This is a genomic window from Flagellimonas amphidinii (assembly GCF_013090115.1).
Taxonomy (GTDB): domain Bacteria; phylum Bacteroidota; class Bacteroidia; order Flavobacteriales; family Flavobacteriaceae; genus Flagellimonas; species Flagellimonas amphidinii.
This window is the reverse complement of the sequence record NZ_JABFNN010000044.1, coordinates 60,730-85,391: the sequence shown is the minus strand read 5'-3', so window position 1 is coordinate 85,391 and position 24,662 is coordinate 60,730. Positions and strand designations below refer to the sequence as shown.

At 39.9% G+C, this 24,662-nt stretch carries 20 protein-coding genes; 16 read left to right on the top strand and 4 right to left on the bottom strand.

The window, feature by feature from the left end:
* Nucleotides 1-8 precede the first annotated feature (8 nt).
* The 10 genes from HJC33_RS16200 (at nucleotide 9) to HJC33_RS16155 (ending at nucleotide 10,696) form a co-directional block, all read left to right on the top strand.
* On the top strand, nucleotides 9-1,001 hold the full coding sequence (locus HJC33_RS16200) for a DNA-directed RNA polymerase subunit alpha (RefSeq protein ID WP_171659896.1): 993 nt from the start codon (nucleotides 9-11) through the stop codon (nucleotides 999-1,001).
* Nucleotides 1,002-1,060: 59 nt separating this feature from the next.
* Nucleotides 1,061-1,561, top strand: a complete 501-nt coding sequence (rplQ, locus tag HJC33_RS16195) for a 50S ribosomal protein L17 (RefSeq protein ID WP_171659895.1) — start codon at nucleotides 1,061-1,063, stop codon at nucleotides 1,559-1,561.
* Between the two features lie 95 nt (nucleotides 1,562-1,656).
* A complete protein-coding gene (gene carA / locus HJC33_RS16190) occupies nucleotides 1,657-2,769 on the top strand; it encodes a glutamine-hydrolyzing carbamoyl-phosphate synthase small subunit (RefSeq protein ID WP_171659894.1) in 1,113 nt (370 codons plus the stop codon).
* 117 nt (nucleotides 2,770-2,886) lie between these two features.
* Nucleotides 2,887-4,179 carry a phosphopyruvate hydratase gene (eno, locus tag HJC33_RS16185; RefSeq protein WP_171659893.1) on the top strand — a complete coding sequence of 431 codons (1,293 nt, stop codon included), beginning with the start codon at nucleotides 2,887-2,889 and terminating at the stop codon, nucleotides 4,177-4,179.
* Nucleotides 4,180-4,300: 121 nt separating this feature from the next.
* Nucleotides 4,301-5,845, top strand: a complete 1,545-nt coding sequence (locus HJC33_RS16180; protein ID WP_171659892.1) for a glycogen synthase — start codon at nucleotides 4,301-4,303, stop codon at nucleotides 5,843-5,845.
* 123 nt (nucleotides 5,846-5,968) lie between these two features.
* Complete coding sequence (locus HJC33_RS16175; protein ID WP_171659890.1) at nucleotides 5,969-7,252, top strand: citrate synthase; 1,284 nt, start codon at nucleotides 5,969-5,971, stop codon at nucleotides 7,250-7,252.
* Between the two features lie 154 nt (nucleotides 7,253-7,406).
* Nucleotides 7,407-8,321 carry a dimethylarginine dimethylaminohydrolase family protein gene (locus HJC33_RS16170; protein ID WP_171659958.1) on the top strand — a complete coding sequence of 305 codons (915 nt, stop codon included), beginning with the start codon at nucleotides 7,407-7,409 and terminating at the stop codon, nucleotides 8,319-8,321.
* 83 nt (nucleotides 8,322-8,404) lie between these two features.
* Nucleotides 8,405-9,310 carry a citrulline utilization hydrolase CtlX gene (gene ctlX / locus HJC33_RS16165; RefSeq protein ID WP_171659957.1) on the top strand — a complete coding sequence of 302 codons (906 nt, stop codon included), beginning with the start codon at nucleotides 8,405-8,407 and terminating at the stop codon, nucleotides 9,308-9,310.
* Between the two features lie 539 nt (nucleotides 9,311-9,849).
* Nucleotides 9,850-10,311 (top strand): hypothetical protein, encoded by a 462-nt coding sequence (locus tag HJC33_RS16160; protein ID WP_171659889.1) that lies wholly within the window; start codon nucleotides 9,850-9,852, stop codon nucleotides 10,309-10,311.
* 19 nt (nucleotides 10,312-10,330) lie between these two features.
* On the top strand, nucleotides 10,331-10,696 hold the full coding sequence (locus HJC33_RS16155; protein ID WP_171659888.1) for a hypothetical protein: 366 nt from the start codon (nucleotides 10,331-10,333) through the stop codon (nucleotides 10,694-10,696).
* Nucleotides 10,697-10,718: 22 nt separating this feature from the next.
* Here HJC33_RS16155 and HJC33_RS16150 read toward each other — a convergent pair whose 3' ends face one another.
* The 4 genes from HJC33_RS16150 to HJC33_RS16135 all read right to left on the bottom strand — a co-directional run bounded on the left by HJC33_RS16150 (nucleotide 10,719) and on the right by HJC33_RS16135 (nucleotide 14,810).
* Nucleotides 10,719-10,907 (bottom strand): hypothetical protein, encoded by a 189-nt coding sequence (locus HJC33_RS16150; protein ID WP_171659826.1) that lies wholly within the window; start codon nucleotides 10,905-10,907, stop codon nucleotides 10,719-10,721.
* 177 nt (nucleotides 10,908-11,084) lie between these two features.
* Nucleotides 11,085-12,599: a peptidase associated/transthyretin-like domain-containing protein gene (locus HJC33_RS16145; protein ID WP_171659887.1), complete on the bottom strand. Its 1,515-nt coding sequence runs from the start codon at nucleotides 12,597-12,599 to the stop codon at nucleotides 11,085-11,087.
* A gap of 364 nt (nucleotides 12,600-12,963) precedes the next feature.
* The gene (locus tag HJC33_RS16140; RefSeq protein WP_171659885.1) at nucleotides 12,964-14,388 is read right to left on the bottom strand and encodes an SDR family oxidoreductase; all 1,425 of its coding nucleotides are present in this window, start codon (nucleotides 14,386-14,388) and stop codon (nucleotides 12,964-12,966) included.
* The gene (locus tag HJC33_RS16135) at nucleotides 14,385-14,810 is read right to left on the bottom strand and encodes a hypothetical protein (RefSeq protein WP_171659884.1); all 426 of its coding nucleotides are present in this window, start codon (nucleotides 14,808-14,810) and stop codon (nucleotides 14,385-14,387) included. Before HJC33_RS16135 ends, HJC33_RS16140 begins: the two co-directional genes overlap by 4 nt.
* Before the next feature lie 105 nt (nucleotides 14,811-14,915).
* Between HJC33_RS16135 and argS the strand changes: the two genes are divergently transcribed.
* From argS to HJC33_RS16105, 6 genes are all read left to right on the top strand, one after another.
* Entirely contained in the window at nucleotides 14,916-16,691 is a 1,776-nt protein-coding gene (gene argS, locus HJC33_RS16130) for an arginine--tRNA ligase (RefSeq protein WP_171659883.1), read from the top strand.
* A gap of 152 nt (nucleotides 16,692-16,843) precedes the next feature.
* On the top strand, nucleotides 16,844-17,656 hold the full coding sequence (locus HJC33_RS16125) for a zinc-dependent peptidase (RefSeq protein WP_171659882.1): 813 nt from the start codon (nucleotides 16,844-16,846) through the stop codon (nucleotides 17,654-17,656).
* Nucleotides 17,657-17,721: 65 nt separating this feature from the next.
* Nucleotides 17,722-18,291, top strand: coding sequence for an RNA polymerase sigma-70 factor (locus HJC33_RS16120; RefSeq protein WP_171659881.1), 570 nt, complete (start codon nucleotides 17,722-17,724; stop codon nucleotides 18,289-18,291).
* A gap of 129 nt (nucleotides 18,292-18,420) precedes the next feature.
* Nucleotides 18,421-19,383: a FecR family protein gene (locus tag HJC33_RS16115; protein WP_171659880.1), complete on the top strand. Its 963-nt coding sequence runs from the start codon at nucleotides 18,421-18,423 to the stop codon at nucleotides 19,381-19,383.
* Between the two features lie 221 nt (nucleotides 19,384-19,604).
* Complete coding sequence (locus tag HJC33_RS16110; RefSeq protein WP_246245585.1) at nucleotides 19,605-22,838, top strand: SusC/RagA family TonB-linked outer membrane protein; 3,234 nt, start codon at nucleotides 19,605-19,607, stop codon at nucleotides 22,836-22,838.
* A 20-nt stretch (nucleotides 22,839-22,858) separates the two neighbouring features.
* Nucleotides 22,859-24,622, top strand: coding sequence for a RagB/SusD family nutrient uptake outer membrane protein (locus HJC33_RS16105; protein WP_171659878.1), 1,764 nt, complete (start codon nucleotides 22,859-22,861; stop codon nucleotides 24,620-24,622).
* The last annotated feature ends 40 nt before the right edge of the window (nucleotides 24,623-24,662 follow it).

The window sequence follows — 24,662 nt, the reverse complement described above, 5'->3', positions numbered from 1 at the left end:
TCCAAATTATGGCATTACTTAATTTTCAGAAGCCCGATAAAGTTATAATGATTGATTCAACAGATTTCGAAGGGAAATTTGAATTCCGCCCTTTGGAACCTGGTTATGGATTAACAGTTGGGAACGCGCTGAGAAGGGTTTTGCTTTCCTCTTTGGAAGGTTTTGCCATCACTTCTGTGCGCATAGATGGAGTTGAACATGAGTTTTCTGTTATCCCTGGCGTTGTTGAAGATGTCACCGAAATGATATTGAACCTAAAACAGGTTCGTTTTAAGAGACAGATTGATGATGTTGAGAGCGAGACCGTTTCCGTTTCTGTAAGTGGAAAGGAACAACTGACAGCAGGAGATTTCCAAAAGTTCATTTCAGGATACCAAGTGTTGAACCCAGATTTGGTAATCTGCAACATGGATCCCAAAGTGAACATCAACTTGGAGGTCATTATAGAAAAAGGACGTGGATACGTTCCAGCTGAGGAAAACAAAAAATCCAATGCGCCTTTGGGCAGCATAGCTATGGATTCTGTATATACTCCGGTTAAAAATGTAAAATACAGCATTGAGAACTTTAGGGTAGAGCAGAAGACCGATTATGAAAAATTGGTTTTTGAAATCGTTACTGATGGTTCCATTCATCCTAAAGATGCTTTGACCGAGGCAGCTAAAGTATTGATTCACCACTTTATGTTGTTCTCTGATGAGCGCATTACTTTGGAAGCTGATGAGATTGCACAGACAGAAACTTATGATGAGGAGTCTTTGCACATGCGTCAGTTGTTGAAGACCAAATTGGTGGACATGGACTTGTCCGTAAGAGCATTGAACTGTTTGAAAGCCGCTGAAGTGGATACTTTGGGAGATTTGGTTTCCTTCAACAAAAACGATTTGATGAAGTTCAGAAACTTTGGTAAAAAATCATTGACTGAATTGGAAGAGTTGGTAATCAACAAAGGACTTCAATTTGGTATGGACCTTTCCAAATATAAATTGGACAAAGATTAATAATCATATTTTGCTCCTCGTTCAATGCGAGTTTGGTAGCAAGATGATAAATAAATGACATGAGACACGGAAAGAAATTTAATCATTTAGGAAGAACCGCTTCCCATAGAAAGGCCATGTTGGCCAATATGGCATGTTCTTTAATAGAACATAAAAGAATCAATACTACTGTTGCAAAGGCAAAAGCTTTGAAACAGTTTATTGAGCCATTGATCACTAAATCCAAAACAGAGAACAACCAGACTACCGAGAAAGGTACGCACAACAGAAGGATTGTTTTCAGTAACCTTAGAAGCAAACAAGCAGTTACCGAGCTTTTCGGAAACGTAGCTGAAAAGGTTGGAGATAGGCCAGGTGGTTACACCAGAATCATCAAGATGGGTAACCGTCTTGGGGACAACGCGGATATGGCCATGATAGAATTGGTAGATTTCAACGAAGTTTACAACGCAGATAAACCGAAAAAGAAATCAACAAGAAGAAGTAGAAGAGGAGGAGCTAAAAAAGTTGAAGCCGCCGCTCCGGTTGCGGAAACACAAACTGACGACTCTGAAGAATAGAATACATGTTATTAACTATTGTATTAGTGGAAAAAGGATAAGTGAAAACTTATCCTTTTTTTATGTTTTTTTGTCAAACTGAAATTAAAGATCGCATGAAGTATCAAGCAAGGAAAAAAGCACTAGTATTATTGGCCGATGGAACCATTTTTTATGGAAAGGCCATTGGAAACAAAGAAGGTACCGCTGTGGGAGAAGTATGTTTCAACACAGGTATGACCGGTTACCAAGAAATCTTTACCGATCCCTCCTACTATGGGCAACTTATGGTAACTACCAATGCCCATATTGGTAATTACGGTACGCATGCCGATGAAATAGAATCGGATTCCATTAAAATTGCGGGGCTGATTTGCAAAAACTTCAGTTACGAATATTCAAGACCAAGCGCCAACAAAAGCCTGTTGGAATTTTTGGAAGACAATAGCCTTTTTGCCATTTCTGATGTAGACACCCGAGCTTTGGTTAGCTACATTAGAGATAATGGTGCCATGAATGCCCTAATTTCAACAAGGGTTAATGAAATTGATGCCTTGAAGGAAGAATTGAGCCAGGTGCCCAGCATGGAAGGTTTGGAATTGTCCTCTAAGGTCTCCACAACAGAACCTTATTTTTACGGAGATGAAAATTCGGAATTTAAAATCTCCGCATTGGATATTGGTATCAAAAAGAACATTTTGAGAAATTTGGCACAAAGAGGAGCCTATATTAAAGTGTTTCCGTACAACACCCCTTTCGAAGAAATGCAAAAGTGGAATCCAGATGGCTATTTCATTTCAAATGGTCCTGGTGACCCGGAGCCATTAACAGAGGCTATATCCACAGCCAAAGAAATGATAGCTTCAGACAAACCTTTGTTTGGAATATGTTTGGGACACCAAGTATTGGCATTGGCCAATGGGATCTCAACCTATAAAATGCACAACGGACACAGGGGAATCAACCATCCTATTCTAAATTTGGTTACAGGGAAAGGAGAAATCACATCACAAAATCATGGTTTTGCAATCAATAGGGAGGAGACGGAAACTAATCCGGATTTAGAGATTACCCATACCCATTTGAATGACCAAACGGTTGCCGGAATAAAAATGAAGGACAAAGATGTGTTTTCTGTACAGTATCACCCAGAAGCCAGTCCTGGACCACATGATGCTGAATACTTGTTCGACCAATTTTTTGAAGCCATCAAGACAGGAAGGAACTAAAACGTTTTAGTTTATTTTTAGGTTATTATCAGGGTTTTATGAGACTTATCATGAAGCTAAAAGTAGTCTCTTTTGTATCTTTACCGAATTAATTTCAACCATAAACTTTAGTTTACAATGAGCATTATCATTAACATTCATGCAAGACAGATTTTAGATTCAAGGGGTAACCCCACAGTAGAGGTGGACGTGGTTACCGAAAACGGAATTTTGGGAAGGGCGGCTGTACCATCCGGTGCCTCCACAGGAGAGCATGAAGCAGTTGAGCTGCGCGACGGTGCTGATTCGTTTATGGGCAAAGGAGTAGGAAAAGCGGTAAACAATGTGAATACCACTATAGCAGAAGAATTGGTGGGAACATCAGTTTTTGAGCAAAACCACATTGACCAAACCATGATTGATTTGGACGGTACGCCAAACAAATCCAAATTGGGAGCCAATGCCATTTTAGGTGTTTCGCTAGCAGTTGCCAAAGCAGCGGCCAATGAATTGGGAATGCCTTTGTACAGATATGTAGGTGGGGTAAGTGCCAACACATTGCCAGTTCCAATGATGAACATTATCAACGGAGGTTCACACTCAGATGCTCCTATTGCTTTCCAAGAGTTTATGATCATGCCGGTCAAGGCCAAAGATTTTAGTCACTCTATGCAAATGGGGACTGAAATTTTCCATAACCTTAAAAAAGTATTGCACGACCGTAATTTAAGTACTGCTGTAGGTGATGAAGGTGGATTTGCTCCTACTTTGGAAGGTGGTACCGAAGATGCTTTGGATACAATTGCCAAAGCTGTTGAAAAAGCAGGATATTCCCTTGGGGATGATGTAATGATTGCTTTGGATTGTGCTTCCGCTGAGTTTTATGTGGATGGCAAATACGATTACACCAAGTTTGAAGGAGATAAAGGTGTTATGAGAACATCGGAAGAGCAGGCACAATATTTGGCCGATTTATGTGAAAAATATCCTATCATCTCCATTGAAGATGGAATGGATGAAAATGACTGGGATGGCTGGAAAATGCTAACAGACAAAGTTGGCGATAAAGTTCAATTGGTAGGAGATGATTTATTTGTGACCAATGTTGAACGTTTGTCCAGAGGGATTGAAAATGGTATTGCCAATTCCATCTTGATCAAAGTAAACCAAATCGGTACATTAACTGAAACAATTGCAGCCGTGAACATGGCAAAAAATGCAGGATATACTTCTGTAATGTCTCACCGTTCTGGAGAAACTGAGGATAACACGATTGCAGATTTGGCAGTAGCATTGAACACAGGTCAGATTAAAACAGGATCTGCATCAAGGAGTGATCGTATGGCCAAGTATAATCAATTGTTGCGTATTGAGGAAGAGTTGGGGAGTACAGCCTACTACCCTCAAGAAAAGGCCTTTAAGATAAATTAATTCATAATGATTATTTAGCATACCTAAAGCCTTTCCTAATCCGGAAAGGCTTTTTTTTGCCTCGATAATAAACTTTGTCTAAATTGAAGTATTGAACCAAATTAACTAACATGCTTGCATAATGAACAATTTTGTTTTTGCCGCAGCCGAAAACGATGCACTTGCCAATTGTAAGGCTGGAGGAATGGGGGATGTGGTCCGCGATGTTCCCAGACAAATCTCCGAACGAGGAGATAAGGTCCATGTAGTGGTGCCTTCCTATGGTCGGTTGCACCAAGGCGGACTTTTTAAAACAAATTTAAATTTTAACCTACGTGGTTTGTCATATACGGCAGAACTGTACGAGGTAAAACCAAAGAAGGATTTTCCCAACATTGTTCATTATGTTATCCATCATCCGGAGATTGAGGCCGGTGATATCGCCCATATTTATCATAATGATCCAGAAGAACCTTTCTATACGGATGCCATCAAATATTTCATATTTGGGATTGCTGTGGCTGAAGCCATCAAAAAAGGAGCCTTTGGTGATGTGGATATCATCCATTTGCACGACTGGCACTCCAGTCTCTTACTATTCCTTAGGGAGTATCACGATGATTATTCCAATCTAAAGGATATCCGAATTGTGTACAGTATTCATAATTTGGCCATTCAAGGTATTCGTCCTTTTGCCGATAACTATTCTTCGGTACGCAATTGGTTCCCAGATGTAATTTATGATCACAGGGCCTTGATGGACTATCGCTATCAGGATTGTATCAACCTCATGGCTGTGGGCATACGCTTTGCAGATGCTGTACATACGGTTTCGCCGTCCTACAAAAAAGATGTATTGCTGCCCAGCTCCCCACCAGAATTTATTGGAGGAGAGGGACTGGAAAAAGATTTGCAGGAAGCAGATAAGGAAGGTCGACTTTTTGGCATCTTAAATGGTTGCAATTACAAAAACATCAATACGGAGGCAAAAGGCCATATTTATAGAAACACCGTAAAAGCACTTTTTAGATGGTTGCAGGAAGAATCCAAAAAGTACAAAGCTGACTTTTTGGCCCATACAGGGGAGAAAATTATGGATTATGTGGGCAATAGACCCAAGTTTATTGTATCCAGTGTAGCTAGGCTGACAGAGCAAAAGTTCTATTTTTTCAAACGCTCTCCTGAAGCCTTTGTGGAAATCTTGAGAAAACTGGATGAAGTAGGAGGTATTTTTATGTTGTTGGGTACCGGTGCTCCAGAATACGAGGAACTCTTCAGAAAGATGAGCTACGAACATAAGAACTTCATTTTTACCAATGGGCAGTCCGAAAGTCTTATTGATTCCATCTATTTAGAATCTGATCTATATTTTATGCCCAGCCTTTTTGAACCTTGTGGTATCAGTCAAATGTTGGCTATGCGCAATGGGAATCCCTGTTTGGCACATCACACGGGAGGATTAATAGATACAGTTTCACACATGAAAACCGGTTTTAGTTTTGATGGGGACAATTACGATGAAAAAATCACGAACATGCTAAAGGTTTTTGATGAAGCCTTGGATGTGTATCAAAACGACAAACCCACGTGGAAAAAAATTCAGGCTGCAGCCAAAAAGAAGCGTTTTACCTGGAAAAAATCAGTGGATAATTATTACAAACACCTCTATCAATTGAACGGGAAATGAGATGTTGGGATAAAGGTGTAACTATTTGCCCTATTGATGTTAGAAATGACCCCCAAGAATTGTTAATAGATGTGCTTTTTCGTAATTTTAGCACCCTATTTTTATTAATCTATAAAACATAATATGTCGGATAAAGCGATACTTGAATATGGAGGGGAACGATACGAATTCCCTATAATCAAAGGTACAGAAGATGAATTGGCCGTAGATATCAAAACGCTTAGAGGGACTTCGGGAATAGTGACCATAGACCCGGGTTATAAAAACACAGGTTCCTGCGAAAGTGCCATTACCTTTCTTGATGGAGAGAAAGGAATTCTGAGATACCGTGGATATTCCATCGAGGATCTTGCTGAAAAAGCTGACTTTTTGGAAGTAGCTTATCTCCTAATTTTTGGGGAACTTCCTAATAAAGAGCAACTTGCTAAATTTCATGCCGATATAAAGGAAGAATCTCATGTGGATGAAGAAATGAAGAAAATTTTGGATGCCTTTCCAAAATCTGCCCACCCTATGGGGGTGCTTTCTTCGTTGACGAGTGCTTTGGTGGCCTTTAACCCAGTTTCTGTGGATGTTTCTTCAGAAGAGGCCATGTACAATTCCATTGTCCGCATTTTGGCTAAATTTCCAGTGCTAGTAGCTTGGACACAGCGTAAAAAGAAGGGACTTCCTTTAGATTATGGTGATGATACTTTGGGTTATGTGGAGAACATTCACAAAATGATGTTCAAAAAACCCAATCAAGAATATAAAAAGGATTCCATTGCCATTGATGCTTTGGATAAACTTTTGATCCTTCATGCCGATCACGAACAAAACTGTTCCACATCCACAGTAAGAATTGTAGGGTCATCCCACGCCGGACTGTTCGCTTCGCTTTCCGCAGGAATCTCTGCATTATGGGGGCCATTGCACGGAGGTGCCAACCAAGCAGTGTTGGAAATGTTGCAGGGCATTCAGGAAGATGGGGGCGATACTAAAAAATACATGGGCAAGGCCAAAGATAAGTCAGACCCATTCAGATTGATGGGCTTTGGACACCGTGTCTACAAAAACTTTGATCCACGTGCCAGAATCATCAAAAAATCTGCAGATGAAGTATTGGGCAGCTTAGGAATAGAAGATCCTATTTTGGATATTGCTAAAGGATTGGAAAAAGAAGCCTTGGAAGACGAATACTTCGTAAAGAGAAAATTATATCCCAATGTGGATTTCTATTCAGGAATAATCTATAGGGCTTTGGGAATACCTACTGAAATGTTTACGGTAATGTTCGCTTTGGGAAGGCTGCCCGGATGGATTGCACAATGGCGCGAAATGCGGCTTAGAAAAGAACCTATTGGTAGGCCAAGACAGATTTATATTGGAGAAACCCATAGGCCTTTTGTCCCAGTTGACAAAAGATAATGACACAAACTTCAGGGCGATTTTAAATCGCCCTTTTTTATACCTGTAAGGCATCTCCCACCTTCCTCTTTTTTCTTTTTACAGGCATTGAAAATCGTGCGCAAAACACTAGATTTGCTTCTAATTTTTGGGAATAACCCTTGATGTTTTTGGTATGATGCAATTACACATAATTGACGAAACATCACCCCTAAAAGCGGTGATTTTGGGAACAGCGCAGAGCTGCGGGCCAACGCCAAGTCCAGAAGAAGCCTATGATCCTAAATCTTTGGAACATATCTTGGCGGGAACCTATCCCCAAGAGGAAGATATGATCAAGGAAATGGATGCTTTTGCCCAAGTTTTTGAGAAACATGGAGTACGAGTATATAGACCTGAGGTTTTAGAGGACTGTAATCAAATTTTTGCGCGGGACATTGCTTTTGTCATTGAGGACAAGCTGTTCCATGCCAATATTTTACCGGATCGGGAACGAGAATTTACGGCCATCCATGAGGTGTTGGATCAAATTGACCCAAAAAATATTATCAGACCGCCTGAAGAGGTACATATTGAAGGTGGGGATGTAATGCCTTGGAACGACTATATTTTTGTGGGCACCTACACAGGCGAGGATTACCCAGATTTCATCACCGCCCGAACCAACAAAGAAGCGGTGGAATACCTTCGCGAAATGTTTCCACATAAAACCGTGAAAGCTTTTGAGCTTCGGAAATCCAATACCAAACCAAAAGAAAATGCACTGCATTTGGACTGTTGCTTTCAACCTGTTGGGAAGGACAAGGCCATTTTGCACAAAAACGGGTTTTTAATTGAAGAGGAATACCAATGGTTGGTGGATTATTTCGGAAAAGAAAATGTTTTTGAGATTACCAAGGACGAGATGTACCAAATGTTCAGCAATGTGTTTTCCATCTCACCTGAAGTGGTGGTGTCTGAAAAGGGATTCACCCGACTGAACAACTGGTTGAGAGACCAAGGTTTTACCGTAGAGGAGGTCCCTTATGCTGAAATTGCTAAACAAGAAGGATTATTAAGGTGCAGTACCATGCCCTTGATTCGAGAATAAAAATAGAAACCTCATATTTCCTGCTGCCACAGGAATGCAAAAACTGAACAAACTTGAGAAGACAGATTACCAACACCATTTTGATGGTTCGTCCAGTGAACTTTAGGATGAACGAGCAGACTGCGGTTAACAATTACTTTCAAGAAGATTTGCACCTGAAGCAGGCAGATTTGAACCAAAAGGCACAACAGGAATTTGACCAATTTGTAAACATACTCCGTGAGCATGGGGTTCATGTGGTTGTTGTGGACGATAATGAAGAACAGGATACTCCAGATTCCATTTTTCCAAATAATTGGGTCTCTTTCCATTATAGCGGAACGGTTTGTGTGTATCCTATGTTTGCCGAAAACCGGCGTAAAGAACGTCGAGAGGATATCTTTAGTGTCCTGGAGCAGGAAGGTTTTGTAATCAATAATATTATGGATTACACCGCTGCTGAGGAAGAAGGTGTGTTTTTAGAGGGTACCGGTAGTATCCTAAAGGATAGGGTCAATCAAAAGGCTTATTGCGCCCTCTCCGAGCGTGCCCATGAGGAGTTGTTTATTGAGTTCTGTGAGGATTTTGATTGCTTTCCTGTTATTTTCCATGCCAACCAGACCGTTGATGGAGAGCGACTGCCCATTTACCACACTAATGTGATGATGGCAATGGCCGAAAATTTTGTGGTTATCTGTTTGGATACCATTGACGACAAAAAGGAACGGAAATATGTAGTGGAGCATATCAAGAAAGATGGTAAAGAAGTGCTGGACATTACCGAAGAGCAGATGTATCACTTTGCAGGGAATATGTTGCAAGTAATTGGTGCCAATGACCAACGCTACATGGTGATGAGCTCTGCGGCCTATAATAGTTTGCGACCGGACCAAATTGCGGCCATTGAAAAGCATTGTGACATTATTCACAGTCCTTTGGATACCATTGAGGCCAGTGGCGGCGGCTCAGCTCGTTGTATGATGGCAGAGGTGTTCTTACCAAAGGCATAACCCATCACCGTGAACCTGCCATCTGCCGGATAGACTTATTTAAGGGTCTTTCTTTTTAAGGGTTTTGACACGAATTTCACCAATTGACCCGAATATCTTTGTCATTTAGGGCCTTGTCTTGAATGAAATGAAGGAGCTGTGAGAAATCAAAGTTTTTAGGCATTATATTCTTGTTTGGACTTCGACTGTGCTCAGTCTGACAGCACGAAACCTACCTTTTGTCATTTCGAATGAATGTGAGAAATCTGTAATCGGGCGAGATTTCTCAATCATCCGTCATGCGCGGACTCATTTAGAAATGACAATGAAACATTGCACATTATTTGGTGTCAATTGTTTACGGTTTCTTGATAATTATCAATTATCGATTGTATTTCTAGAAAGTTTTACTGAATAGGTTTGTAGGGTATTATGACATAATTGTAATATTGTATTGCTATATAGAAAGTTTCCCCTTTAGCATTTTTGATATACGAATCCTCTTTAACAAGATTGGATGTTACGTGCTTGTATCGTATAAAAAACTATGGAGACTTAAAATGAAGAGATTATCTAGCAAATTCTTCAGACTACAAATTGAAAAATTCGAATCAGCTCAAGAGAATATAGCGGCTGACCAAATTTTTAATTGTATAAAATCTATTGAATCTGGGGCCAATAAAATATCCTCATGGTCTTTAAGTGTAGTTGGGGGATCTATTCTAACTCTTTTAAGTGAATCGTACATACACCCGGACAATGGGTTATTAAAACTTCCCTATTTGCTTTTCTTTTTTGGTTGGATTTTTTTGGCTTTCTCACTATATAATGCAAAGGAAATTTTAGGTAGATCCATAGCTGCGGATTTGTTTAAAGGAAGAAAAGATTTGCTCATGCCAATTTTTAGAAAATGTAACAATCAATATAAACGTCAATTAATGTTCTTCAATTTGGCTCTTTTGACTTTTGGGATATGGCTTGTGGTGTATCTCATATGGTGGATTTTCCTAAATGGATGTTGAATATTATAAATTAATATATATGAAATGTGATTTTAAAGAACACTGCACCAAAGTTCCATTCCCTGATGAATGCTTTGATTATTGCACCCAAGCGGTTGTTAGGATAGCAACAAGGGATGAGAAAGAGCTTATTTTGAAACTTGATAAAACACTGATTCAGAAGATAGAAGGTATTTATGATTCGATTCCGGTAGAGTCCTTTGAAGATTTGGAGGCTGGAATGAATCAATCCGAGCTGGACTCACTTCGTGCAGCATTTTCTAATTTGACCCAAGCAAGGTTGGATTTTTTTAATAAAAGCAAAAGTGAAAGAGAGTTTATGATGTTTCAGATTAAAAAAGGATTTATTGATCCAGATAACTTGGATAACTTGGCCAAAGGTTAAACAGTTATAAAAATCTGAAAATCTAATATTGGTTTCTCAACCCAACCACCAATCCACGTAATGCACTGACTACCTGTTGTACTTCTTTCCTGTTAAAAGAGTCTTCCTCTAAATAAAAGAGCATTTCTATTCCAAAATCCAAAACTTTGGCCAGTTCTTCTTTAGAACCGTAGGTGTCTTCAATCCATTCCAATAAATCTTCTGCTTTCAAATCAGGAGCAAGAAAAAGTATTTAGGTTAGATATCTCATGCCATATATGACAAGTTGTTAAAAAAATAGATATGTCACTTCGAGCGCAGTCGAGAAGTCTTATAAGTATATTTTCAAAAATAGGTCTCGCCCTTCGACTGCGCTCAGGGTAACGCTCGACCAGACACCTGATGAATTTTACTCCTCCGCAACCGTAAACTCCCGTATGGCTTGGTTGGGTTCCATAATGGTATAGCCTTGCCAAAACTCTGGGTTATAACGCGGCATATAGGTTGCTTTTACGCTTTTGTCCTCGGTATGCGCGTTAAATTGGTTGTGATCAATCAGGTTATTTTCAAAAACCACCAGTTCCCATTTATCAGTATGGGCCATTCTAAAATCTATGTTCAAGCGTAGCTCGTTCTGCTTTCTTCGGCCTTTTACGTGTTTGTTCTTTTCAATCACATCCAAAGGTCTATCCATCCGAAACCATTTGCCTAAACTCAAGTCCACAAATTTGAGCTCGTAACGGCCGTTGGGCAGCTGGGAGAACTGCATACTGCCTCTGTAAACAGTTTCACGGTAGTAAATGCCCAGTAATCTAAAATTGCGTAGGTTCTTTACGTTTTCAAATTCTATGCGCATTACAGCATAATCTTCAATATTAATATATAGGCGACCCTTGAAATCGGCACTCCCTTTGGGGATAAAGTCAATCACATAGACCCCTGCATCTTCAATGTCGGTATAACCCACCAGTTCAAACTCATACTTACGGGTTTTGTCAATAAGATTGAGCTTGCTGTCCTCTTGATGATAGATTTCTTTAAGTAGTTCTTTAAAAATATGCTTTTGCCCATCTACCAAACCAGAGGCGGTATCTTTTTGTATTTCCTTTTGTAGGGCTTCAGCATCTTCACTAGCATCCGCATCCGCTTCCATTTCGTCTAGCATCTCATCCACCTGTACCTTCTGGCTAAAAATTCCCGATTTGATCTTGAGGTAAGAGTCTGGTTTGATGTTTTTCTTGAAAATTGCTTCCATACGACTTCCCAGGTCTTCAAAAGAGCCAATATCCTTTTTGTCGTACAATTCTGCGGCCTTTAGAATATTGAATTTGTAGTCATTGTTGTTTTTATAAAAATCACCTAAGGTTTCGGTATAGTGGTAGGAGTTTCTGGGAACTGCTCTGGCAATGCTATCGATCAATTCCTTGTCCAATTCCTCAATACTGGATTTTTCAAAGCCCAAATCCACCTTTTGAATGTTACCTATTTGGGATTGGCGCAAAAAGTACCGTTGTTTTACCGGTTCATTGTTGATGTTTTGCGGCAGACGTTCCTTCATTTTTGCAATAATCTCATCTACGCTCATTTCTTTATCAAAGACATATACCCCGGTGAGTTCAATAGCTTTGGGTTGTAATAGGAGTACACTGTCTTGCAATTGCTCCAAAGTGAACCCTTTTTTGGTATAGCCCATGGATGAAATATAAACGGAATCCAAGAGGGTGGTATGTTCTTCCAAAGTAAAACCAAAGCGGCCTTCTTCGTTGGAAATTACTCCTTGTTGTTCGCCGTATTGAATGGTGGCGTAGGGAATGCCCTTTTGGGTTTTGGCATCTGCCAATCTGGAATTGATGGTCTGGGCCAGAAAAGGGGTGGTAAAAAGAAACAAAAAACAATAGATAATCAGTGTTTTGATTGTGGTCATAGTTTCGTTTTTCGAGTGCCTCGTATGCGAGGCAGTTGACTAAAAGACAACTCAACCCTAAAAGGGTTGCATGTGTTTAGGACGAATTTCAAGGGAATTTGTAACAAGAATTATTCCATGAATAAAATAAAGTTGCTTTGAAAAGTCTCTTCTTAGGGGTTTTGATACGAATGCCTTTGTTGTTAGTTGGGAGAAGAGATTTCTCAATCAATGCTTCGCTTCTCATTTCGAAATGGCCCTCGTGTATTGATGGTTTTTTCTTTTTGGACTAGTCGGAGGACCCAAGTCTCACAGCATAAAATCTCTATTGTTATAAGGTAGAAGTTGAGATTCAGTGTCAAGCACAGAATGACGAATTCTATCATTAGGCTTTGGCCAATTTTTTAATCAATCCACCAAAAATAAAATAATGAAAGGGGAGGACGCTGTACCAATACAGTCGACCCCAGAGTCCACGTGGCCTAAAAGTAGCGGTTTGGTGCAATTGGTTTTGTTCATCAATTCTGAACTCTAGCCAAGCTTCACCCGGTGTACGCATTTCGGCAAAAAGCAATAGCCTTTTCCCTTTCTTGTCGGCCAAGAGCACCCGCCAAAAGTCAAGCGCATCCCCAGGAAAGATTTTATCGGGATGGGTACGACCACGCCTTAGGCCAGGACCACCATTGACTTTATCTAAAAAACCACGAATTTTCCACAACCAATTGGCATAATACCAACCTGATTCGCCCCCAATGCGCCAGATTTTGTCCAAAACAGCGGCTTCGTTTTGTATGGGTTGGGTCTGTACGTCTGTCAACACTCCATATTTGGGCACTTGAATATATTTTTCCAGATCTTCATGAATCTGTCCGCTGGCAATGCTGTCTTTCCAACTGCTCACCACCAGGTTTTGTTCAATTTTCTTAAAAGCACGGGCAATGGCTTCTTCATAGGTGAGTGGTTGAATCTTCAAAAGTTGTTGCAGTCGATTGTCTTTCGCCACCACTTCCATTTTCATACTATCCACCAAATTCACGGCCAATTTATAGGAGGTGGAAGTAACAAAATATAACCAGTAGGAAGATAGTTTTGGCGTCATGACAGGGACGGTAAAAATCCAATTTTTGAAGCCACGAACTTTTGCATAACCATGAAGCATGCCTTTATAGGTGAGTACATCAGGCCCACCAATATCGAAGGACTGATTATAGGTTCTTGAATTGCCCAACACACCGGTAAGAAAGCCAATAACATCTCTGATGGCAATGGGCTGGGTTTTGGTGAGGACCCATTTAGGGGTGATCATCACAGGTAGCTTTTCGCACAGGTCGCGAATAATTTCAAAAGAAGAACTGCCAGAACCTACAATGATTCCCGCCCTTAAAACAGTCAATTGAAAAGAGCCTTGGTAGAGTATTTCTTCTACATTTTTTCTGGAACTCAAGTGTTTGGACAATTTTTCATCGTTCACAATGCCACTGAGGTAAATAACCTGTTGTACTTGGGTTTTGGAGAGTAATTTGTTGAAGTTTTGAGCCGCTTGGGCCTCTTTTTCATCAAAGTCCCCAATGGAAGTGGTCATGGAATGGATGAGGTAGTAGGCAGCATCAATATCTGTTGGGATATTGGTGTTTTGCACTTCTTCCAAAAAATCAACTTCCACCACTTCAATTTTGGAACGGGTTTGAGCATCCACTGACAACCGTTTTTCATCCCGAACAGCACATATCACCTCATGGCCCAGCTCCAAAAGCTGGGGCAATAAACGCATGCCGATATAACCGTTGGCTCCGGTGAGGAGAATTTTCATAGATCTTCAATGGATGTAGGTGCGTTGTCCGCTTTATAATCCAATAACTTTTTAAAATATTTCTGTACAGCTTTAGTATCGGACTTTACTTTGATGAAATAGTGATCCCTATATAAGGCGTATTGTGCTAAATCACCCTTGTAAATGGTAAGCTTATAATAGGGGATGATCAAGCCATAAGTTTCCAGTAGTGAACGAAATCGAATAATGATGCCCTTGGGGCGCATTTCAATATTACAAGTGTTGAGATTGTTATCTAAAATCAGCAGATTCTGAATCTCTATAGAAACATCGGTAATGTGCAATTTTGGAGAGCCAATGCCACCCATGGCCCATCGTTCTTTGAGGGTGAAGGGCTTGCCGACGGCATCATCTATTTTTTTGGTGATGTTCTTATTGGAATAGGAGACATTCAGTAGCATCTTTAAAAATACTCAAAATAGAGGGCATTTAAGAGCTGGTCCTTTGGAAATTATGTTATGATAGGGCAAAAAATATGTAGTTTTGCGGGCTGAAACGCTTTTTAAATGAGTTTGCAGAACGAATTGACCCAGAAAGTCATTGAAGCCGTAAAAGAACTGTACCAGGTTGATTTGCCAACCGTGGAATTTCAACCTACCCGAAAGGATTTTGAAGGAGACATTACCGTAGTGGTTTTTCCCATGTTGCGCTATGTGAAGGGTAATCCAATAGAAATCGGGACACAGATTGGAACCTATTTGCAAGAGCATGTGGATGAGGTGTCCAAATTCAATGTCGTGAAAGGCTTTTTGAATGTGGTCATTGCAGATGGCTACTATCTGGATTTTTTCAAAGGGATTCTGGATGAGGTCAATTTTGGTTATGCCAAAACGGTATCCAATGATGCCGTGATGGTTGAATACTCATCGCCCAATACCAACAAACCGCTTCATTTGGGGCATATCCGTAACAACTTGTTGGGGTATTCCGTCGCCGAAATTTTAAAAGCTTCGGGAAAAAAGGTGTACAAGACCCAGATTATCAATGACCGAGGCATCCATATTTGCAAAAGCATGCTGGCCTGGAAAAAGTTTGGTGAAGGTGAGACTCCAGAATCTTCTGGACTGAAAGGAGATCATTTAGTTGGAAAGTACTATGTGGCTTTTGACAAAGCCTACAAAGAGCAGATTGCGTCGTTGGTCGCCGATGGAGTAGAGAAGGAGAAAGCAGAAAAAGAAGCACCTATTTTGTTGGAAGCGCAAGTGATGCTCCGAAAATGGGAAAGTGGAGATTCTGAAACTGTTGCACTTTGGAAAAAAATGAACGGCTGGGTGTATAAAGGTTTTGATACTACCTATAAAAACTTGGGGGTTGATTTTGATACCCTTTACTACGAAAGTGACACCTATTTATTGGGTCGAGATGTGGTCAGGGATGGTTTGGAGAAAGGCATCTTCTTTAAAAAAGAAGATGGGAGTGTTTGGATAGACCTTACGGATGAAGGCTTGGATGAGAAAATTGTCCTTCGTTCTGATGGTACAGCGGTGTACATGACCCAAGATATTGGTACGGCCATTCAACGGGTAACTGATTTTCCAGATATCAATGGAATGGTCTATACAGTTGGTAACGAACAAGATTATCATTTTAAAGTACTGTTCCTTATCCTGAAGAAATTGGGGTATACTTGGGCGGAACAACTCTATCATTTGAGCTATGGCATGGTAGATCTCCCAAGTGGAAAGATGAAGAGTCGTGAAGGTACTGTTGTAGATGCCGATGATTTGATCAAAAGCATGGAAGACACCGCAGAAGAAATTTCCAAGGAATTGGGAAAACTGGATGGCTATTCCGAAGAAGAAAAACAGCAATTGTACAGAACCATAGGTTTGGGTGCCTTAAAATATTATATTTTGAAGGTGGATCCTAAAAAACGAATTCTCTTCAATCCAGAAGAATCGGTGGATTTTCAAGGAAATACGGGGCCGTTTATCCAATATACTTATGCAAGGATCCAATCGATTTTAAGAAAGGCAGAAGACATCTCGACTACGTTTGATGTGACAATGGAGCTTCATGAAAAGGAGAAAGAATTACTGAAACTGATTCAATTGTTCCCAGAGACTGTACAATTGGCTGCAGAAAATTATAGTCCGGCCTTAATTGCCAATTATACCTATGATTTGGTGAAGGAATTCAACTCCTTTTACCAGCAGGTTTCCATTTTGGGAGAATCGGATACGGACAAAAAACTATTTAGAGTACAATTATCCAAAAAGGTTGGTGAGGTCATTCAATCTTCCTTCAAATTATTGGGCATAGAAGTGCCAGAACGAATGTAATGTGGGGCTGACCTCATAAAGTTATTTATCTATTTTTTTAAATAAAAGCATTGTCAGGTTGAGGGCAGTCGAGGACTAATAAAAATATCGACTTTTAAGACTTTTCAACTGCGCTCGAAGTGACATCTTCATAAAATCATGATATCACGTTAATGGAACAGATTTCGGAAGCAGATAAGCAAGTAGCGGCCATTATATTGGTGATAGGCTTGTGTTTTGTTTTCATTAAAGTTGCCTATGAATATTTTCTTGGGGAGCGATTTACACTTTTCAATCTTTTACATCCAGTAAAAAAAATTACGGGAAAGGAAAGACAGTTCATTGCCAATAATGTTAGGCCATTTCATGATTTACATCCTGAACAAAAACGAGTTTTTTTAAAAAGATTTGCGTGGTTTAAGTCCAAAAAACCATTTGTTTTCTATGGAGCCATTGCAAACGAAGAAGAAATCAAGGCTTATGTTTCCGCTTCAGCAGTTTTAATGACTTTGGGAATGGTAAATTTTAGGTTTGAGAAATCCATATCCAGAATTATTGTTTATCCAAGTTCTTATCATTCAAAAATCAAAAACAATCATCATATTGGAGAATATAATCCTCGATTAAAGATTTTGGTGTTTTCTGCTGAAGGATTGCAAAAAGGATTTCAAATTCCCAATGATGGAATTAATTTAGGGATTCATGAGGTTGCCCACGCCCTGACTTTTGAAATGTTGAAGAAATCATCCTACGAGGCCAAACGGTTTAGGATGGGATTGAAAAAATTGAATGCCGTTTATGATTCCCCTGGCTTTAAGGAAGAATTGGAACAATCCAATTATTTGAGGGCATATGCAGCTACTAGCTTTTTCGAATTTTTTGCCATTCTTTCTGAGAATTTTTTTGAAAGTCCTGAAAGGTTGAAATCGCACTTTCCCAAATCTTATTTTTATCTATCAAGAATGCTGAACCTGTTAAATAATTAGAAGGCAATTCAAAGTTTACATTTGCCTAATATTGGGCTGGTCATTTTTTTGGTTCTTTGTGATGTATGTTGAGGGAAGCACTAAATGATCAAAAGGTAAAAGAATTGGCGGAGCAGGTTCATCAATCAGAAAACCATGTTGCCTTTCAAATGCTTTTTGATGTGTACTGGCAGCCTATGTACGCTTATGCAGCTTCTCTGGTTCAGGACAATGCCATAGCGCAGGATTTGGTTCAAGAAGTCTGGATGGACTACTGGAAGCGTAGAAAAGAAATTGAGGCGGATAATCTTAAAGCCTATCTCTACAAAGCAGTTCGTTATAAGTGTTATAATCAGTTGCGCGATACTAAATTCAACAATGTTCATTTAGAAGTTGCGGAGACCATGGTTTATGATGATTCCATGGAAGCCCAATATGCTGTAGTAGACCTTACTGCAGAAATCAATACCATACTGGCGAAACTACCCAATCGTTGCCAAGAAATATTCCGTTTAAGCCGTATCAATGAATTTACGAATAGTGATATTGCCGAAATGCTGAACATTTCGCAAAGAACGGTTGAAAATCAAATCTCCACCGTTTTGCGAAGACTGCGTAGAGAACTTTCTATAGTTCGATTTTTTATGCTTTTCTAGCGGTTTAGTTTAATTTTTTTCAAGTCAATGTTAAGAGAATGTTGCCTGGGTTAAGAAACCCTTAACCTTGATTTTAGGTGTGTGCGTAGGTATCACTTCATGGTATTTAAAAGTGAGAACACATCATTTATGACTGAAAAAGAAATCAAGGACTTGATAGAAAAATACCTTAACGGTACTATCAGTAAAACTGAAGAGCAACTGTTGGAGCAGTTTGATGGAAAACTCATTGAAAAGCATATTCCAACCCTTGCCAATCTAGATGAGGAGCACCAAACTGCAAAAAAACGCTTAGTTGAAAGCACTGAGAGGCTTGAAAATCAAGGAGGCTTCAAAAATCGTGTATTGCAAATTGCAGCTTCTGTTGTCTTGTTGTTTTCTCTGGGTTATTTGGCCTATAAGAATATTCCTGAACAACCACAGCCTGAAATTGCTGAAGTTCAAATATTGGAAAAACACACAGAATGGGGGCAAAAACTCAATGTGGTTCTTCCTGATGGCACTTCGGTGAAATTGAACTCTGGAAGTACTTTGAGCTTTCCTGAATCTTTCCAGGGAGATACCAGGGAAGTAGTACTGCAAGGAGAAGCCTTTTTCGATGTAGTTAAAAATCCGAACAAACCTTTTATTATCACTTCCGGAGAACTTAAAACTACAGTTTTGGGTACTTCATTCAATATTAATGCCTATGGCCATACTGATTCCATGGCTGTTACGGTACTTACCGGTAAGGTAAGTGTAGAATCCTCTTTAGGGCAAGTTTATCTTTTGCCCAATGAACAAGGTGTGATGGACAAAGCATCTCAACATATTGAAAAAGAGAAAGTTGATGTAAGTGAAGTGTTGTTGTGGAAAGATGGAGTGTTGAAGTTCGAAGATGCCCCACTTGGCCAAGTAGCAGATGCATTGGAGCGTTGGTATGGGGTTACTGTAGAATTCGAAAATGAAAAAGCCGCTGCATGTACGCTTACGGGAACTTACGATAACGAATATCTAAAAGCAGTATTGGAAAGTATTGTTTTTGCAAAAAAGAGCTTGAAATACCAGTTTATGGATGATAATACCGTCTTAATACTGGGGATGTGTAACTAACGTAAAACTAAAAAAAAACAAACTAAAAATAGCCAATGAAGTAAAACCCACCAATCAAAAAAAAGTAGCAGTCTGCGACACTTTGGCGAGCGGTTACAGACTGCCTAAGCTTAACGATTATCTATAACCATTAAACACGATGTGAAATTATGAATTACATAACACTAAAACAATTTATAAAATTGTCATTACAAACATTTTGTTGCTTAATTGTCTTGGCATTGCTAAATCCTATTATAGCCGCAGACGCCAGAGGACAAAAACTCAATGATTACAATGTAGACCTAAATCTTCAGAAGGCAAGTGTCATTGAAGTGATGGGGGAAATTGAGTCTCAGACCCAATTTAAATTTGTTTATGACGGCAGAGTAAAGAGGCTGCACAATAAATATGATATCAATTATCAAAATGTTTCATTGCGTTCCGTACTGGAACTGATGTCAAAAGATGCCAGTCTTTCCTTTAAAAGAGTAAACAATACTATTGCTGTGGATTTGGTGACTAAGGCCATTCCTAAAGTTATTGAATTGCCAGCTCAGACGATTTCAGGTAAAGTTACCGATGAAGAAGGAAATCCATTGCCAGGCGCTTCTGTGGTTGAAAAAGGCACCCCAAACGGTACCACTACTGACTTTGATGGAAACTTTACGATTGATGTAATCGAAGGGGCAACCTTGGTTGTTTCTTATTTGGGTTTTGTAACTCAAGAAGTGGTGGTTGGCAGCCAATCCAATATTACCGTTCAATTGATAACAGATGCCACGCAATTGGAAGACGTTGTTGTTGTTGGATATGGAATACAGAAAAAATCTGATGTTACAGGTTCGATTGCCTCTGTAAAAAGTGAGGACTTCAACAAAGGGGTGGTCAATAACCCTGGACAATTATTACAGGGTAAGATTGCGGGGGTTAATATTACCAGTGTGAGCGGTGAGCCGGGAGCTTCGCAAAATGTTATCATTCGTGGTGTAGGTAGCCTTAGGTCAGGTACGGCCCCCCTTTATGTTATTGATGGTTTTGTGATCTCCAATAATGCAACCGGAGTGGACACCAACCCATTGAACTTTATCAATCCTCAGGATATCGAATCGATAGATGTACTTAAAGATGCTTCTGCAACAGCAATATATGGTGCTCGTGCAGCCAATGGTGTCATTATGATTACCACAAAAAAAGGAAGAGCTGGTAAATCAGAGATGAATATATCTGTATCGACAGCTATGTCTTCAATGGCTAATAAGATTGATGTTTTCAGTGCCGATGAATTTAGACAACAAGTTGTGGCCGCAGGAGGGACTTTGGATGATAATGGAGGTAATACCGATTGGCAAGATGAACTGACGCGTACAGGAATCTCTAAAAATATCGATTTATCAATGAGCGGTGGAGTTCCAGAAAAATCATCATACTATGCTTCTGCAAGTGTTTCAGATCAGGAGGGAATTTTTTATAATAGTGATTTAAAACGCTATTCAGGTCGTTTGAATCTGAACCAGAAAGCGCTTCAAGGCAAATTGAACCTAGATTTCAACATGACTGCTTCAAGAGTGTTGAACGAGAGGCCCAATATCGGTTCAACAGTGGTTGATATGTTACAATTGAACCCTACTACTCCAGTTTACGACACCAATGGTGAAGCTATTGCTATAGAAGATGCAAGTGGAATACGGATCAATCCGCTTTTTAGAAATGAAATCTATTCTGATAAGGCCTATACCAATCGAATTTTGGCCAATATTGCTCCATCTCTGGAAATCGTTAAGGGGCTTACTTATAAGATTAACCTTGGGGTGGATTATTCATTGACAAGCCGTGATAAACAAACTGAACCCTATACTTTGGGTGATGGCCAACGAATGGGAACCTTAAATTCCATTATTACCTCAAACAGTAATTTTTTGGTGGAAAATACCTTAACCTACAATTTTAACATAGGGGACCATAGTGTAACTTTTCTAGCTGGTCATTCGTACCAAGAAACAAAGTTTGAAAAGAAGGATATCTATTTTCAAGGCGGTTTTTCCGAGAATGGAATTGAACCTAAGTACCAAGACCAAGTGAGTACTGAAGTTACAGAAACCACTTTGGATGCTGTAGCTTATACAGATGAATTGCAATCGTTTTTTGGTAGATTGAACTATTCTTTTGCGGATAAATATTTGTTGGTCGCTACAATGCGAGCCGATGGTTCTTCAAGATTTGGGGCCAACAATAAGTATGGTTACTTCCCTTCAGTGGGCTTGGGTTGGAATATCTATAAAGAAGACTTTATGGCCAACTCAGGTTTTAGTAATTTAAAGTTGCGTGCCTCCTGGGGTCAAACCGGTAACCAAAATGGTATTGGCAGTAAGGCGAGTTTGGCGAGTTATGAAGACTCAAGAAGTGATAACGATACCTACCCTTTAGATGGCGACGAAAATACGTTAGATGATTATCCTTATGGTACAGTAGCTGTACGTACTGCAAATCCTGATTTAAAATGGGAGGTGGTGACGCAATCCAATGTTGGGTTGGACTTTGGCCTGTTCAATGGTAGTTTAAGCGGTACCTTGGAGTATTTCAATAAGGTGACCAGCGATGTGGTTTTGTTTGCTACAACCCCAGACCCTATTAATCCTACCGAGAAGTACTGGACCAATTTCCCCGATATGGAAATCAAGAATAAAGGTGTTGAATTGACCTTGGACTATAACGGTCAAATAAGTGATGATTTCACTTTTAATGTAGGAGGTAATTTTTCAAAAATAAATAATGAAGTTGAAGGGTCTATTTATTCTGTAATCACCTCTGGTGCTGCGCAAGGTGCCGGTCAAACAGATGCAACCATCAATGGTTATATCAACGGAGAGGCTATTGGTGCTTTTTACATGAAAGACTTTATTGGTATCGGTGAAGATGGTTTGAATGAATTTAGAGATGTAGTCGAAGATGGTGAATCATTGGACAATGACCGTATCGTTCCAGGTAGTGCTCTCCCAGATGTGTTATATGCCTTTTACCTGAACCTGAACTACAAGAATTTTGATTTTGGATTGAACTTTAATGGAGCTTCCGGTAATAAAATCTACAACCACACGGCCATGTCGTTATTCACTAAAGGGCAGTTGGCCAATAATTTGAATACTACTGCATTTGCGGCAGCATATGAAAATGAAAGTACCACTAACTCAAACGAGGTTTCTACCCGTTATTTGGAAGATGGTAGTTTTCTTCGATTGAACAATGCAACATTGGGTTACACCCTTGACCCATCGACCATTGGTCTTGAGAATTGGGTAAACAATATTCGTTTTAACATTACGGGGCAAAACCTATTTGTGATTACCGATTACTCTGGCTTTGACCCAGAGGTGAATACAGGAAGTCAAATTGACCAGATTCAGACCTTTGGTATTGACCGTTTCAGATACCCATCTGCTAGAACATTTCTATTTGGTCTAAACGTATCATTCTAATCAAAAAAATTGTTTTAAAGATGAAAAATAAAATTGCACTAGCATTTACGGCACTGTTTTGCCTTTTGAACTTTAACTGTACCGATTTGGTCGAAGATCGTATTGATGAGACCGAATTTGGAGCTGAAGCTGAAACTATAAGTGGAGCTATTGCCCCAGCTTATGGTTATATTTCGTGGACTTGGAGGCACACCCACTATTTTGGTCTGCAAGAAGTTGCTTCCGATGAGGCCATTTTGCCTTATCGTGGAGGTACTGACTGGTACGATGGAGGTAAGTTTATCGCTGCCCATCAGCACAACTTTACGCCGACCAACGATTTGATCGGGGATTCATGGACCCATGTAACAACCAATATTTCAAGAACCCTTTCAGCTATTGAGGTTTTAACTCCACTTGCTGAGGAAGGGGATACGGAAGCTGAAGGAGCATTGTATGAAATGAAGGCACTTAGGGCCTATTTGAACATGTTAATGTTGGATAGTTGGGGAGTGGTCTTTAAAAAGGAATCCTCTGATGAGCTTTCAGAAGTATTAAGAACACAAGATGCTATCGATTATATTGAAAGCGAATTGTTGTCTGTAGTTGATGTTATTCAAACTGACCCAAGAGCTGGCAGGATTAACCAAGGAACGGTTTGGGGCTTCTTGGCCAGATTGTATTTGAATGCTGCCGTGTACAGGGATCCTTATGGCACCCCAAGTTTTACAAGCGATGATATGGATAAGGTAATTACCTATACCAACAATATTATCAATTCTGGCAATTATAGTTTGTCCCCGGAATATTTTGATTTGTTCAGTGATGACAATACCAATAATAATGAACTGATCTTTGCCTTGGATCAGCGGGGAATATTAAAAAGGGAACATAGTCGGTGGACCTATTGGTCACAACCTGGGTCGATGTTGGGAAGACCTGAATTCTACCCAGATAATAAGGCCGATGGTACAGATGGCCCTGGTGTGACTTCTGATTTTTACCAAACATGGGTAGATGCCTATGGAAGTGTAGATCCTGCCGATGCAGATGCACGTTTCTATATGAAGCAAACCTTTGTTCCTGATGCCCAATTGACCGATTTTGAAGGTCGCGAAAAGCTGATAGCAACGGAAACGGATGCTAGCTATTTTTGTATCGAGGCTACGGATTTTGAAGTCGATAGGGGTATTTTGCGAGGTATTCAATGGGGTCCTAGAATTGGTGATGGTGACCTTGAAAAATGTGACGATGGTACCATTAGGATTTATCCATTAAAACAAATCAAAGGAAATGGCCCTGATAGGGATGTGGCCTATGTAGATCTTACGCAACAAATAGATTTTACCAACGAAGGATCCCTACACCATGCAGGTTATCGTTTTTCAAAATACCAGTTTAGCCATACTTCACCGAATGCTAATGGGTATAGCAGCATTGATTTGGTCTTGATGCGCTTGGCCGAAATTTACTTGATGCGTGCTGAGGCTAAATTACGTAATGGTGATACTAGCGGCGCCCTTGCAGATGTAAATATGGTAAGAACTTCAAGAACATCCCGCCCAGATCAGACTCCGGAGGCATTGACTTCAATAGACTTAGATATTTTGTATCGTGAAACTGGTTTTGAGTTTTATTGGGAAGGTCTAAGAAGGAATAACCAAATCCGTTTTGGAAAATACGAGGATTCTTGGACAGAGAAGACGGATAATGATGTAAACAAGCGTTTGTTCCCCATTCCACAGAGCGCCGTTGATGGAGCTTCTGGTATAGATGGTTTCTTGGAACAAAACCAAGGCTATTGATTAGGTGAGTTTGAGTTAGTTTGTTTTGGGGCGGCAATGC

Coding starts and splice junctions, on each gene's coding strand:
- HJC33_RS16105 (WP_171659878.1), top strand. CDS start 22,859: ATGAAAAATAAAATTGCACTAGCATTTACGGCACTGTTTTGCCTTTTG.
- rplQ (WP_171659895.1), top strand. CDS start 1,061: ATGAGACACGGAAAGAAATTTAATCATTTAGGAAGAACCGCTTCCCAT.
- HJC33_RS16135 (WP_171659884.1), bottom strand. CDS start 14,810: ATGCTACTGAATGTCTCCTATTCCAATAAGAACATCACCAAAAAAATA.
- HJC33_RS16115 (WP_171659880.1), top strand. CDS start 18,421: ATGACTGAAAAAGAAATCAAGGACTTGATAGAAAAATACCTTAACGGT.
- argS (WP_171659883.1), top strand. CDS start 14,916: ATGAGTTTGCAGAACGAATTGACCCAGAAAGTCATTGAAGCCGTAAAA.
- HJC33_RS16155 (WP_171659888.1), top strand. CDS start 10,331: ATGAAATGTGATTTTAAAGAACACTGCACCAAAGTTCCATTCCCTGAT.
- HJC33_RS16180 (WP_171659892.1), top strand. CDS start 4,301: ATGAACAATTTTGTTTTTGCCGCAGCCGAAAACGATGCACTTGCCAAT.
- HJC33_RS16170 (WP_171659958.1), top strand. CDS start 7,407: ATGATGCAATTACACATAATTGACGAAACATCACCCCTAAAAGCGGTG.
- HJC33_RS16200 (WP_171659896.1), top strand. CDS start 9: ATGGCATTACTTAATTTTCAGAAGCCCGATAAAGTTATAATGATTGAT.
- HJC33_RS16140 (WP_171659885.1), bottom strand. CDS start 14,388: ATGAAAATTCTCCTCACCGGAGCCAACGGTTATATCGGCATGCGTTTA.
- HJC33_RS16120 (WP_171659881.1), top strand. CDS start 17,722: ATGTTGAGGGAAGCACTAAATGATCAAAAGGTAAAAGAATTGGCGGAG.
- HJC33_RS16125 (WP_171659882.1), top strand. CDS start 16,844: ATGGAACAGATTTCGGAAGCAGATAAGCAAGTAGCGGCCATTATATTG.
- carA (WP_171659894.1), top strand. CDS start 1,657: ATGAAGTATCAAGCAAGGAAAAAAGCACTAGTATTATTGGCCGATGGA.
- HJC33_RS16160 (WP_171659889.1), top strand. CDS start 9,850: ATGAAGAGATTATCTAGCAAATTCTTCAGACTACAAATTGAAAAATTC.
- HJC33_RS16175 (WP_171659890.1), top strand. CDS start 5,969: ATGTCGGATAAAGCGATACTTGAATATGGAGGGGAACGATACGAATTC.
- HJC33_RS16145 (WP_171659887.1), bottom strand. CDS start 12,599: ATGACCACAATCAAAACACTGATTATCTATTGTTTTTTGTTTCTTTTT.
- ctlX (WP_171659957.1), top strand. CDS start 8,405: ATGGTTCGTCCAGTGAACTTTAGGATGAACGAGCAGACTGCGGTTAAC.
- eno (WP_171659893.1), top strand. CDS start 2,887: ATGAGCATTATCATTAACATTCATGCAAGACAGATTTTAGATTCAAGG.